This is a genomic window from Patulibacter defluvii, from assembly GCF_034096925.1.
GTDB classification, from domain to species: Bacteria; Actinomycetota; Thermoleophilia; order Solirubrobacterales; family Solirubrobacteraceae; genus Patulibacter; species Patulibacter defluvii.
In genome coordinates, this window is sequence record NZ_JAWZSQ010000003.1 from 256,151 (window position 1) to 268,863 (window position 12,713).

11 protein-coding genes are annotated in these 12,713 nt (G+C 75.6%); 8 read left to right on the forward strand and 3 right to left on the reverse strand.

The genetic code is table 11. The features are described 5' to 3' along the window. Positions 1-13 precede the first annotated feature (13 nt). From SH587_RS05145 to SH587_RS05175, 7 genes are all read left to right on the forward strand, one after another. Positions 14-1,756, forward strand: a complete 1,743-nt coding sequence (locus SH587_RS05145) for a homocysteine S-methyltransferase family protein (protein ID WP_320669506.1) — start codon at positions 14-16, stop codon at positions 1,754-1,756. Beyond that, on the forward strand, positions 1,753-2,652 hold the full coding sequence (locus SH587_RS05150) for a helix-turn-helix transcriptional regulator (RefSeq protein WP_320669507.1): 900 nt from the start codon (positions 1,753-1,755) through the stop codon (positions 2,650-2,652). Before SH587_RS05145 ends, SH587_RS05150 begins: the two co-directional genes overlap by 4 nt. Before the next feature lie 95 nt (positions 2,653-2,747). After that, a complete protein-coding gene (locus SH587_RS05155; protein WP_320669508.1) occupies positions 2,748-3,395 on the forward strand; it encodes a hypothetical protein in 648 nt (215 codons plus the stop codon). Next, complete coding sequence (locus SH587_RS05160; RefSeq protein ID WP_320669509.1) at positions 3,395-3,658, forward strand: sarcosine oxidase subunit delta; 264 nt, start codon at positions 3,395-3,397, stop codon at positions 3,656-3,658. The genes SH587_RS05155 and SH587_RS05160 overlap by 1 nt, the downstream gene beginning before the upstream one ends. After that, on the forward strand, positions 3,655-6,510 hold the full coding sequence (locus SH587_RS05165) for a 2Fe-2S iron-sulfur cluster-binding protein (protein WP_320669510.1): 2,856 nt from the start codon (positions 3,655-3,657) through the stop codon (positions 6,508-6,510). The genes SH587_RS05160 and SH587_RS05165 overlap by 4 nt, the downstream gene beginning before the upstream one ends. A gap of 15 nt (positions 6,511-6,525) precedes the next feature. Then, positions 6,526-7,194: a sarcosine oxidase subunit gamma family protein gene (locus SH587_RS05170; protein ID WP_320669511.1), complete on the forward strand. Its 669-nt coding sequence runs from the start codon at positions 6,526-6,528 to the stop codon at positions 7,192-7,194. Then, positions 7,187-8,398 (forward strand): FAD-dependent oxidoreductase, encoded by a 1,212-nt coding sequence (locus SH587_RS05175; RefSeq protein WP_320669512.1) that lies wholly within the window; start codon positions 7,187-7,189, stop codon positions 8,396-8,398. The genes SH587_RS05170 and SH587_RS05175 overlap by 8 nt, the downstream gene beginning before the upstream one ends. On the opposite strand, the gene SH587_RS05180 is transcribed toward SH587_RS05175, so the two are convergent. After that, complete coding sequence (locus tag SH587_RS05180; protein ID WP_320669513.1) at positions 8,388-9,233, reverse strand: IclR family transcriptional regulator; 846 nt, start codon at positions 9,231-9,233, stop codon at positions 8,388-8,390. The genes SH587_RS05175 and SH587_RS05180 overlap by 11 nt on opposite strands. A gap of 98 nt (positions 9,234-9,331) precedes the next feature. On the opposite strand from SH587_RS05180, the gene SH587_RS05185 reads away from it, so the two are divergent. Next, positions 9,332-10,264, forward strand: a complete 933-nt coding sequence (locus SH587_RS05185) for an acetamidase/formamidase family protein (protein ID WP_320669514.1) — start codon at positions 9,332-9,334, stop codon at positions 10,262-10,264. 3 nt (positions 10,265-10,267) lie between these two features. Here the strand turns inward: SH587_RS05185 and SH587_RS05190 are convergent, their stop codons facing one another. Both SH587_RS05190 and SH587_RS05195 read right to left on the reverse strand, forming a co-directional pair. After that, on the reverse strand, positions 10,268-11,512 hold the full coding sequence (locus SH587_RS05190) for an MFS transporter (protein WP_320669515.1): 1,245 nt from the start codon (positions 11,510-11,512) through the stop codon (positions 10,268-10,270). A 33-nt stretch (positions 11,513-11,545) separates the two neighbouring features. Beyond that, positions 11,546-12,622, reverse strand: coding sequence for a mandelate racemase/muconate lactonizing enzyme family protein (locus tag SH587_RS05195; protein WP_320669516.1), 1,077 nt, complete (start codon positions 12,620-12,622; stop codon positions 11,546-11,548). Positions 12,623-12,713: the final 91 nt, after the last annotated feature.

A 12,713-nucleotide genomic window follows, 5' to 3' on the forward strand; every position in this document is an offset into this window, starting at 1 on the left:
CAATCCCGGCACCATGAGCTCACCCGGCGCGTCGCCACCCACGCCGACGGGGGCCTACGGACGCGTGACCGACGCGCTCGCCGGCGGACGCTGCGTCGTGCTCGACGGCGGCGTCACCACCGAGCTGCCGGGCGGCGGCGATCCGGACGACCGGTCGTGGGGCGTGCGCTCGGTGGTCGAGGATCCGGCGGCCGTGCGGCGGGTGCACGAGCGCTACGTCGAGGCCGGGGCCGACGTGATCACCACCGCCACCTGGGGGCTGCTGCCGGCGACGTCGACGCCGCGCGCGCTCGGCAACGGTCCGGTCCACTGGCTCGACGTGGCGCGGTCGGCGGTGCGGCTGGCGCGCGACGCCGCGTCCGAGACCGGCAGCGCGGTCGCGTTCTCGATCGGCGGCGACGTCGAGGGCGACGAGCGGGCCGAGGAGATCGACCTGCTGGCGCGGGCGTTCCTGGACGAGCCGCCCGACCTGGTGCTGGTCGAGACGCTGACCCTGGTGCGCCCGTCGCTGCTGGCCGCGGTCGAGCGGCTGCTTGCCCTCGGGCTGCCGGTCTGGCTCTCGTTCCGCCGCTGCCGCCACGGGCTCTGCGGCGCCCACGGCGAGCACTGGGGCGGGCCGGAGGGCGACGCCTTCGGGCGGGCGGCGCGCCAGTTCGAGCGGCTGGGGATCGAGGCGCTGCTGATCAACTGCGTGCCCCCCGACCACGTCGACGGGATGGTCAGCTACCTGCGCGACTTCGTCGACCTGCCGCTCGGCGTCTACCCCAACCTCGGCTACCCGACGGGCCGCGGCTGGCACTCGTCGACCGGCGTCTCGGGCGAGCAGTACGCCGAGCTGGCGCTGCGCTGGCGCGAGGAGGGGGCCCAGATCATCGGCGGCTGCTGCGGGGTCGGGCCCGAGCACGTCGCGGCCGCCGCCCGGCGGCTGACCGGGGTTCCGGCCGGTCGCAGCCGCCGCACCGCCGGCCCGGGCGACGCCGTCGCGACGCCGCCGGTCGACGACCCGTGGCGCGACGGCCGCGGTCGTCCGCTCTACCCGCTCGACTTCCCGGACCTGGTCCGGCACCCGGGCGTGTACTCGCCGCAGGGCGGCAGCCTGCTCGCCTGGCGGCACCTCTTCGAGCAGCGGATCGGCGTCGGCCAGCGGTGCCTCGACGTCGGCACCGGCACGGGGCTGCTGGCCGTCCAGCTGGCCCGCAACGGCGCCGCCCACGTGCACGCGATCGACCGCGATCCGGCCGCGGTCCGCAACGCCGAGGAGAACGCCCACCGCAACGGCGTCGGCGAGCTGGTCAGCGTCTCGGTCTCCGACCTCTACCGCTGGCGCCCCGAGGAGCGCTACGAGGTGGTCGTGGCCAGCCTCTACCAGCTGCCGGTCGACCCGTTCCGCGCCCCGCCCGGCCACCGGCCGGCCGACTACTGGGGCCGCAACGTGCTCGACGAGCTGCTCGACCGGCTGCCCGACGCGCTCGCCTCCGAGGGCGTCGCCTACGTGGTCCAGGTGTCGTTCCTCTCGCGCGAGGCGACGGTCGCGCGGCTGGCCGAGCGCGGCCTGCGGGCGCGGGTGGCCGGCTACGAGCTGTACCCCTTCCCCGAGGCGTTCGCCTCCAGCGCCGACCAGATCCGGCGGGTCGAGGACCGCTCCGACGCCTACCACGTGCGGGTCGGCGAGCAGGACCTGGCCGTCGCCTACCTGCTCGAGATCCGGTGGGCCGACGACGCCCACGACGGACCTCCGTGGGATCCGGGGCCGTGACCGTCCCGCCCCCGAGCGAGGCCGGCGGCCGGGTGCTGGCCGCCGTCGTGCAGTGGGCCGAGGTCGGTCCCGCGAGCGAACTGCTGCAGCGCGCGCCGGCCGACATCGCGGCCGCGCTGCCGGCCGATCGGGTGCTGCTGAGCAGCGTCCGCGACGGCGCCCTGCACGCGATCGGGGCCTGGACCGCGAGCGGCGACGGCGAGCAGCTGGTCGCGCGCCTGGCCGCCGAGCCGGCCGGCCTGGAGTACCCGTCGGCGGAGGGCGACGCGCTCCGCCGTCGCGCCCCGCAGCTGCAGCTGCGCCGCCCGCGCGACGTCGACGCTCGCCACGCGTGGTCGGCGCTGCTCGGCTGGGAGCGGTACGTGATCGCGCCGGTGATCGTCCAGGGCAGCCTGGCCGGGCTGCTGCACGCCGACCGCGCGCCGGGCGCGGCGCCGGTCGACGAGGGCACCCGCGACGACCTCGGCGCGGCGGCGGTCGCGCTGGCGCTGGTCTTCGAGCGGGCGATCCTGCGCCAGCGGCTGCGCCAGCAGCAGCGCGAGATGCAGCGCGTGGCCCGCTGGGTCGGCGACCGCAGCGCGTCGCTCAGCGAGGGCGTCCGGTCGCTCGACGACGGCGTCGAGGCCCGGACCGAGCAGGGGGAGATGGCGCCCCAGGCCGGCGCCCCCGCGAGCAGCGCCCTCCGTGACCTGCTGACCCGCCGCGAGCTCGAGGTGCTGGAGCTGATGGCGCGCGGGGCCAGCAACGGCGAGATCGCCCGCGAGCTGGTGGTGTCGGAGGGCACGATCAAGTTCCACGTCAAGAACGTGCTGCGCAAGATGCACGCCAGCAACCGCGCCCAGGCGACGTCGCGCTACCTGCGGCTGATCATGCGCGAGCGGCCCGCGGGCTCCTGAGGCGGGGGGTGGGGAAGGGCCCCTCCCTTCGGGAGGGGGATCCCCTCCCCGGTGCAGGCGCGGCCCGCGGGGGGCCGCCGTAGCGTGCGCTTCCGATGACGACGAGATCGGTGGGCCGCCTGGACGACGCCCTCACCGCCGCCGGCGCCCGCTTCTCCGGGACGGTCGCGGTCGACTTCGGATCGGTCGGCGGCGAGGTCGCCGCGGCCACCCGCGGGGTCGGGATCGCGGTCGCCGACGGGGTCCGCACCACCGAGTGGCGGGGGGCGGAGACGGCGCTGCGGGAGGCGCTCGACGACGCCGGCGTGGCGCCGCCGTCGCCCGGCCGCGGCGTGCGCCACGACGGTCGCTGGTGGTGCCCGGTCAGCCGCGAGCGGCTGCTGGTCGTCGACCTGGCGGCCGGCCGACCGGCGCCGGCCGCGCCCACGCAGGTCAGCAGCATCGACCTCAGCGACGACTACGCCACGCTGCTCGTGCTCGGACCGCGGGCCGCGCCGCTGCTCGCGCGATCCGGCCACCTCGACGAGCCGCTCGCCGTCGGCGCGCTGTCCGTGCGGACGGGGGAACCGCGCGCGACCGTGCTGCGGGTCGCCGAGGCGCGCTACGTCGTGCAGGTCGCGACCGCCCGGGCCGGTGACCTCTGGTCGCGGCTGGTGGCGTGCGGACAGGCCGACGGGGTCGCCGCGGTCGGCCGCGACGCCCAGCGGCTGCTGGTCGTCGCCGACGCCCGGGGAGGGCGCTGATGTCGTTCCTGCTCACCTGCCCGCACTGCGGCAGCCGGCCGGTCGCCGAGTTCGCCTACCGCGGCGAGCGCACGCCCGACATCACCGAGGACATGGACCACACCAGCCTCCACCGCGCGATCCACCTGCGGCGGAACGTCGCCGGTCCGCAGCGCGAGTGGTGGATGCACCGCGCCGGCTGCCAGGCGTGGTTCGTCGCCGATCGCGACACCACCACCAACGCGGTCGCGGCGACGGCGCTGGCGCACGAGGCGGACCGATGAACGCCGGGCGGCTGCGGCCGCGGCCGGGCGAGCGGATCGACCGCGGTCGCCCGCTGACCTTCCGCTTCGACGGTCGCGAGATCCCCGCCTTCGAGGGCGACACGATCACCTCGGCGCTGGCCGCCCAGGGCCGGCTGACGATCTCGCGCAGCTTCAAGTACCACCGCCGGCGGGGCGACATCACCGCCGCCGGCAACGACGGCGGCGGGCTGGTCACCGTCGAGGGGCGCCCCAGCGTGCGGGCGGCGCTGGAGCCGGTCCGCCAGGGCCTCGACGTCCGCTCCCAGAACGCCTGGCCGTCGCTCGAGCGCGACGCGATGCGGATCGTCGACCTGATCGGCGGCCCGTTCACGCCGCCCGGCTTCTACTACAAGACCTTCCGCCGCCCGCGCCGCCTGTGGCCGCTGTACGAGCGGATCCTGCGGCGGGCGTCCGGCCTCGGCCGCGTCCCCGACCCGCGCGACGAGCGCGTCTGGCGCACCGAGCACCGCTACGTCCGCTGCGACGTGCTGGTGATCGGCGGCGGCGAGGCGGGGCTCCACGCCGCGATCCGGGCGGCGAGCGGCGGCGCCGAGGTGCTGCTGGTCGACGACGACGTCGAGCCGGGCGGTCACCTGCTCGTCGACGGTCGCCGCGACGAGGCGCGGCGGCTGGCCGACGAGGCGCGCGAGGCGGGGGTCGAGCTGCTCGCCGGCGCCGCCGCGCTCGGCTTCTTCGACGGGCTGGTGCCGGTGGCGCAGGGCGCGACCCTGCAGATGGTCCGCGCCGAGCAGTACGTGACCGCGACCGGCGGGATCGAGCAGCCGCTGGTCTTCCCCGGCAACGACCTGCCGGGCATCATGACCGCCTCCGGCGCCCGCCGGCTGGTCGAGCTGCAGGCGGTCGCGCTCGGCTCCCGCGCGGTGGTCGCGACGATCGGCGACCCCGGGCTCGAGGCGGCGCTGACCCTCCACGACGCCGGCGTCCGGGTGGCCGCGATCTCCGACCTGCGGACCGCCGGCGATCCCGACCTGGTCGCGCGGGTCGCCGACGCCGGCATCACCTACCTGCCCGGGACGACGGTCGTCCGGGCCCGCGGTCGGCGGACGGTGCGCGAAGTCGTCGTCTCCGCGATCGGGCCCGACGGACGCGCCTCCGGCGGCACCCGCCACGTGCTCGACTGCGACCTGCTGGCGATGGCGGGGTCGATCATGCCCGCCTCGTCGCTGCTGCTGCAGAGCGGCGCGACCGGCGTCTTCGACGTCACCAGCGGCCGCTTCCTGCCCGGCGACCTGCCGGCCGGGGTCCACGCCGCCGGCGTCGTCGCCGGCCACGACGGCGCGTCGCGGCTGTCGGGCGCCGCCGCCGGCGACGCGGCGCTGGCCGCGCTCGGCCTGGCCGTCGACGAGCAGCGGCGCGACGAGCAGTCGCGGCGCCTGGCCGCCCACGAGCCGCGGCCCGTTGCGGTGCCGCCGGCGGTCGCCCACGACGGCCGCCGTCGCGGTCGCGCGTTCGTCGACCTGGACGAGGACGTGACCGCGAAGGACGTCGCCTACGCCGCGGCCGAGGGCTTCGACGGGATCCAGCTGTCGAAGCGCTACACGACCGCCACGATGGGGCCGTCCCAGGGCCGCGTGTCGCACCTCGGGTCGATCCGCGCGCTGGCGGCGGCGACCGGCCGCGACGTGGCCGAGATCGGCATGACGACCGCGCGCCCGCCGTGGACGCCGGTCGAGCTGGGCGTGCTGGCCGGTCGGCCCCACGCCCCGGCGCGCCGCTCGACCATCGACGGGCGCCACCGCGCCGCCGGCGGGATCGAGACCTGGGTCGGCGACTGGCGGCGGCCGGAGTCCTACGGCGACATCGCGGCCGAGGTCCTGGCCGTCCGCGAGCGGATCGGGGCGATCGACGTCTCGACGCTCGGCAAGCTGCTGGTGCGCGGCCCCGACGCCGACGCGCTGCTGGACGCCCACTACACCCGGCGGATGTCCGACGCCCCGATCGGCCGGCTGCGCTACGGGCTGATGACCGACGACCGCGGCCGGATCGTCGACGACGGCACGGTCTGCCGGACCGGCGACGGCGAGTACTACGTCACCACCACCTCGGGCGGGGTGGCGGGGGTCCTGCGGCGGCTGACCTGGTGGCGCGAGGATCTCGGGCTCGACGTCCGGATCACCGACCTGACCGCGTCGCTGGGCGCGATCACCGTCGCCGGTCCGGCCTCCCGCGAGCTGCTCGGCGAGCTGGCCGAGATCGACCTCGACCGCGAGGCGTTCCCGCACCTGACGGCCCGCCGCGGGTCGGTCGCCGGCGTGCCCTGCCTGGCGATGCGGGTCGGCTTCGTCGGCGAGCTGGCCTACGAGCTGCACCTGCCCTCCGAGCACGCGGTGCGGGTCTGGGACGCGGTCGTCGCGGCCGGCGCCCGTCCGGTCGGGATCGAGGCCCAGCGGACCCTGCGGCTGGAGAAGCTGCACCCGATCGTCGGCCAGGACACCGACGCCGAGAGCACGCCGGCCTCGGCCGGGCTCGGCTGGGCGGTCAAGCTCGACGACGACCGGCCGTTCGTCGGATCGGCGGCGCTCCGCCACCTGGCCGACCAGCCGCTCCGCGAGCGGCTGGTCGGGTTCCGCTGCCCCGGCGACGGCCCGCGCGAGGGCGCTGCGGTGGTCGCCGGCGGCCGGGCCGTCGGCCGCGTCACCAGCGCTCGCTCCTCGCCCCAGCTCGGCGAGTGCGTCGGCTTGGCCTGGGTGGCGCCGGACGCGATCGAGGACGGCACGCCGTTCGAGATCCGCGACGGCGGCCGGACCCTGACGGCCTTCGTCGCCCGCAAGGCCCCGTACGACCCCGACGGCGCGCGCGCTGCGGCCTGACCGCTCGGAGACAGCGTGATCCTCGACGTCCTCCACCACGATCCCGGGCTGCCGGCGCGCAGCCCCGTCGCCGACGCGCTGGAGCCGCTCGGCGCGGTGACCGTCGACGGCCGCTGCCGGCACCTGGGCGATCCGGAGGCGGAGCGGCGGGCGGCGGCGACTACCGTCGTGCTGGCCGACCGGCTCGACCTCGGCGTGCTCGACGTGCGGGTCGCCGATGGCGCAGGCCCGCGCGGGCCGTCGATCGCGGTGCCGCTCGACGGCGGCGGGTGGTCGTGCCGCCTGACCGACGACCGCGAGCTGGCGATCGTCGCCCGCGAGCGGCAGACGGCGGAGCGGACCGCGCGCGAGCAGGACGGCGCCGACGTCGTCGACCTCAGCTCGGGCCACGTGGTGCTGACCGTCGCCGGGCCGGGCGCGCGCGAGGCGCTGGCGCGGGCGACCTCGCTCGACCTGCGCCCGACCCAGGCGCCGGTCGGCGCCTACCGCCCCGGATCGGTCGCCCACGTCCCGGCGATGGTCGTGCGCGAGGCCGACGACCGCTACCTGGTGGTGGCCGGTTCGGCCCACGCGCTGCACCTCTGGGAGGTGCTCGCCGACGCGGTCGAGGGGCTCGGCGGGCGTCCGGCCGGCCTCGACGCGCTGTCCGCCGTCCCCGACCGACAGGAGGCCGCCCGTGCGTGACCTGTTCCGCAAGCGGCGGATGTGGCGCAGCGGGCTGCCGCTGCGCGACAGCTACGACGTGGTGATCGTCGGCGGCGGGGCCCACGGCCTCGCGACCGCGTACTACCTGACCCAGCAGGGGATCGGCAACGTCGCGGTGCTCGAACGGGGCTACCTCGGCGGCGGGGCGGCCGGCCGCAACACGACGATCCTCCGCTCCAACTACGCCACGCCGGAGGGCGCGCGGTTCTACGACGCGTCGCTCGCGCTCTACCGCGGCCTGACCGCCGAGCTCGACTACAACCTGCTGCTGAGCGAGCGCGGCCACCTGACGCTGGCCCACAGCGACCGCCAGCTGGCGGTGATGGCGGGCCGGGCCGAGATCAACCGGCTGGAAGGGATCGACTCGAGCGTGATCGGCCGCGACGAGGTCGCCGAGCTGGTGCCGTCGATGTCGCTCGACGAGCGGGCCCGCCACCCGGTGCTGGGGGCGCTGTACCACCCGCCGGGCGGCGTGATCCGCCACGACGCGGTGGTCTGGGGCCTGGCCCGCGGCGCCGATCGCGGCGGGGTCGAGCTGCACCAGGACACCGAGGTGCTGGGGTTCTCGCGCTCGGGCGACCGGATCGACGCGGTCGAGACCTCGCGCGGGACGGTCCGGGCCGGCACGGTCGTCGTCTGCACGGCCGGCTGGAGCAGCCAGACCTGCGCGATGGCCGGGGTCGAGCTGCCGATCACGACCCACATCCTGCAGGCGTGCGTGACCGAGCCGCTGAAGGCGTTCCTCGACGTCGTCGTGGTCAGCTCGCAGATGCACGTCTACGTCAGCCAGTCCGACCGCGGCGAGCTGGTGATGGGCTCCGAGATCGAGCCGTGGACGACCTACCGGATGCAGGGGACGGCGAACTTCCTGACCGAGTTGTCGCGCAACATGCTGGAGCTGTTCCCGCAGCTGGAGCGGGTGCGGATGCTGCGGTCGTGGGCGGGGCTCTGCGACCTGAGCCCGGACTACAGCCCGATCCTGGGCCGGACCGAGCTGGCCAACCTGCACGTCAGCGCGGGCTGGGGGACCTACGGCTTCAAGGCCGCCCCGATCGTCGGCCACACCCTCGCCGAGCTGGTGGCGACCGGCCGCACGCCGGACCTGATCGCGCCCTTCGACCTGGAGCGCTTCTCCGAGGACCGGCTCGTCTCAGAGCTGGCGGCGGCGGCGGTCAGCCATTGACCGGCGCGTCGTCCTCCGGAGCCGGCGTCGAGCCGGTCGACCCCGTGGGGTCCTGGGCGTCCGGCGGCGCCACGCCGGCGAGCCGGTCGGACAGCTCCTGGGCGCTGGCGCGGACGGCGACGATCGCCTCGTCGAGGTGCTCGGCGAAGCGGAACCGCAGGCCCGAGATGTTGATCGCGGCGACGATCCGCCCGTGCGCGTCGCGGACCGGCGCGGCGACGGCCAGCAGGCCCTCCTCGAACTCCTCGTCGAGCACCACCGCCCCGCGCTCGCGGGCCGCGGCGATCCGCTCGATCACCTCGTCGATGGTGGTCGCGGTGGCCGGGCCGTACGCGGTCAGGGGGACGTCCTTGAACAGCTCGCGGATCGCGTCCGGCTCGTGGTCGAGCAGCAGCGCGCGCCCGGCCGACGTGCAGTACGACGGCGTCATCCGGCCGACCCATCCGACCGCCTCGACGGTGCGGCTGGGGGACTCCGACATGATCGTCAGCACCTCGTGACCCTGGAGCACCGACAGGTGGCCGCGCTCCTGGAGCCGGGCGACGAGCCGGTGCAGCGCCGGGCCGCCCTCCTCGAGGAAGCGGGCCTGGCCGGCCATCTGGGCCATCGCGTAGATCCGCCACCCGAGCCGGTAGGAGAGCGCGTCGCGGTTGCGCTCGACCAGGCCGTACTCGGCCAGCGCCTTCAGCGCCCGGGAGACCTGGCTCTTCTCGCGCCCGAGCGACTCGGCGATCTGCGTGACGCCGAGCCCGCCGCGCTCGTTCGCCTTCGGCGTGGCGAGCTCCAGCAGGATCTCGATCCCCCGTCTGATGCTCGTCTCTCGCGCTGTAGCCATGGTCCCCTTGCTGGTCGGCGGCACCGCTTCCACCATGATGCCCGTCCTGGGCAGGATGGCATATTGCCAATCTGAGTTGTGGATGTACGATGGCGCGCATGGAGCACCATATCGGACACGACCGCGTGCATCACGATTGGGACAACCGGTTGGAACCAGTGCTCCGGGTCTCGTCGGGCGACGTCGTCGCCTACGACCTGCTGATGGCCGGGCACGGCCAGATCGCCGAGGGCGACCGCTACGAGGACACCAGCCTCGACTTCTCGACCTTCTACCACCTGGCCGGACCGGTCTGGGTCGACGGCGCCGAGCCCGGCGACACGCTGCGGGTCGACATCCTCGACCTGACCCCGGGTCCCTGGGGGTGGGCGAGCATCCTGCCCGGGATGGGGCTGCTGCCCGACGACTTCCCCGATCCGGTCGTCTGGACCTTCGACCTCCGCGACCGCGACCGGATCGCCGTCGCGCCCGGCGTCAGCGTGCCGGTCGCGCCCTTCCTCGGCACGATCGGGACCCACCCAGACGACCCCGTCACCGGCGCGGCGTTCCCCCCGCACAAGGGCGGCGGCAACGTCGACACCCGCCACCTGCGGGCCGGCGTCACGCTCTACCTGCCGGTCTGGTGCCCGGGCGCGCTGTTCTCCTGCGGCGACCCGCACGCGGCCCAGGGCGACGGCGAGGTCTGCGTGACCGCGGTCGAGTGCGACATGCGCGCGCGCCTGCGGCTGTCGGTCGAGAAGCGGACGATCAGCGCCCCGAGCTTCGTGACCCCGGGCGGCCTCACGCCCGAGTCCGACGGTGCCGGCCACCGCGGCACGATGGGGATCCACGCCGACCTGATGGAGGGCGCGCGGCTGGCCGTCCGCGCGGCGATCGACTGGATCGCCGAGGAGCACGGCGTGACCCGCGAGCAGGCGTACCTGCTCTGCAGCCTCGCCGGCGACCTGAAGATCCACGAGATCGTCGACGCGGGCGTCTGGAACGTCGGCATGACGGTGCCGCTGTCGTCGTTCGACGCGGTCCGCGGCTGACGCTCAGCGCTCGGCCGCCGCGACGACGTCGATCTCGCCGGTGACCGCCGTCGGGTCGACCGCCGCGCCGGGGGCCAGCAGCCGCCGCCCGCCGATCAGCATCGCGCAGCCGATCGCGCCGACGAGGCCGCCGGCGAGCACCGCGGTGCGCCAGTCCGCGTAGTCGACGACGGCCCCGGAGACGGCCGCGCCGGCGGCGGTCCCGGCCACGTACGAGGTCACCATCCAGGTGTAGGCCTCGGTCCGCTGGGCGGGCGTCGTCAGCCGCTCGACCAGCCGGTTGCCGGTGACCATCATCGGCGAGTAGGCCGCGCCGGAGAGCAGCAGCAGCAGCGCCATCGTCAGCGGCGTGCCGGCGGCGGCCACCAGCACCGTCGTCAGCAGCACGCCGAGCGCGGCCACCCGGTGGGTCCGGTCCAGCGGGCCCTGGCGGCGGGAGGCGCCGAACGCCAGCCCGGCGAGCGCCGTCGAGACCGACCAGAGCCCGATCAGCAGCCCTGCCGTCGCGGGCGAGCCGCGGTCGTCGGCGAAGGCGGCGACGCCGACCTCGACGGTGCCGGTGACGAAGTTGATCGCGATCGACGAGACCACCAGCAGCCGGAAGCCCGGCCACCGCAGCGGGCCGAAGAGGGTCCGCCGGCCGTTCGCGCCGGCGGGGCTCGGGTTCGCCGATCCGGCCGGCAGCGCGCGGACGAAGAGCGCCGATCCGGCGGCGACGACCGCGCCCGACAGCGGCAGCGCGAACGCCGGCTCGGCGAGGTAGACCAGCGCGGCGGTGAAGAGCGGGCCGCTGACGAACGAGACCGACGAGCTGACGCTGTCGAGCGCGTAGACGGCGTTGAGCCGCGCCCGCGGGACCAGCACCGGCCAGCGCGACCGCAGCGCCGACCCGGTCGGCGGGTAGGAGCCGCCGGCGACGAAGGCCAGCGGGGTCAGCACCAGCGCCGAGTCCGACGAGGTCCCGGCCAGCGCCAGCACCGCCAGCAACCCGGCGTGGAGCGCGCCGATCCCGATCAGCAGCCGCAGCCCCCGGCGGTCGCAGAGGCGGCCGATCAGGGGGGCCCCGATCGCGTTGCCGAGCGCGAACGCCCCGGTGGTCGCGCCGGCGAGCGCGAACGAGCCGCTGGAGTCGGCGACCAGCAGCACGATCGCCAGGCTGTTCATCGCCGGCGAGAGCCGCACCGCCATCGCGCAGGCGAGCAGCCAGCCGACGTGCGGCAGCCGGATGATCTCGAGGTAGGTGCGCATCGACGCGTCCGGCGGGCGCCGTGCGCTCGCCGATCAGGCGATCCGGTACGCGCTCCAGCAGCGTTCGGTGAAGACGATCCCGTGGCCGGGGCGGTCGGGCACCAGCAGCTGGCCGTCGCGGACCTCCAGCTCGTGCTCGAGCAGGCCCTCGAAGATCGGGAACCGCTCGACCCAGGCGGCGGTCGGCAGCGCCGCGGCCACGTGGATGTGCAGCTCGGGCACGTGGTGCGGCGCCAGCGCGATGCCGTTGATCGCCGCCAGCTCGCCGACCCGCAGCATCTCGGTGATGCCGCCGACCATGCAGGCGTCGGGCTGGACGACGTCGACCGCCCCGCCGTTGACGAACGGCAGGAACTCGGCGGCGCCGAAGAGGTGCTCGCCGTGGGCCAGCGGGATCCGCGAGGCCGCGCGCAGCCGCTGGAGCCCGCTCAGCTGGTCGCGCTGGAGCGGCTCCTCCAGCCACGAGATGTCGAACTCGCGGACCCGCTCGGTCAGCCACAGCGCGGTCGCCAGGTCGAGTCGCTCGTTGGCGTCGAGCATGATCCGCATCCGCGGGCCGACCGCCTCGCGGACGGCAGCGATCCGCTCGACGTCGGCCACCGGGTCGACGCCGATCCGGACCTTGACCGCGCGGACGTCCTCGGCGACGAAGGTCATCGTCAGCTCGATCAGCTCGTCGATCGTGTGGAAGGGCGACGCCTTGCCGCTGCCGTAGGCGGGGACGGCGTCCCGCAGCTGACCGATCTCGCGCGCGAGCGGACGGTCGTGGAGCCGCGCCTGGAGGTCCCAGAGGGCGATGTCGACCGCCGCGATCGCCATCGTCGCCACGCCCCGCCCGAGCTGGTGGACCGCGTCCCACAGCCGCGGCCAGACCGCGCGCGGCGGCTCGACCTCGGAGCCGCGGATCAGCGGCAGCAGCAGGCCGTCGATCAGGGCCTTGATCGCCTGACCGCCGCCGCCGTCGTCCGTGAACGTGAATCCGCTGGCGCGGGTCCCGTCGTCGGTGGTCAGGTCGACGCCGACGACCTCGACGTGGTCGTCGTCGGCGTCGCGGCTGGCCGGGTTGCACGGGAAGCTGATGATCCAGCTCTCGCAGTCGGTGATGCGCATGGAAGGGGTGCTGGGTCGGGGCAGGAAGCCGGGCCGGACTTCTTTGCCAATTCGTGTTGACTTATAACCAACTCCTCGAAACGGCGCTAGC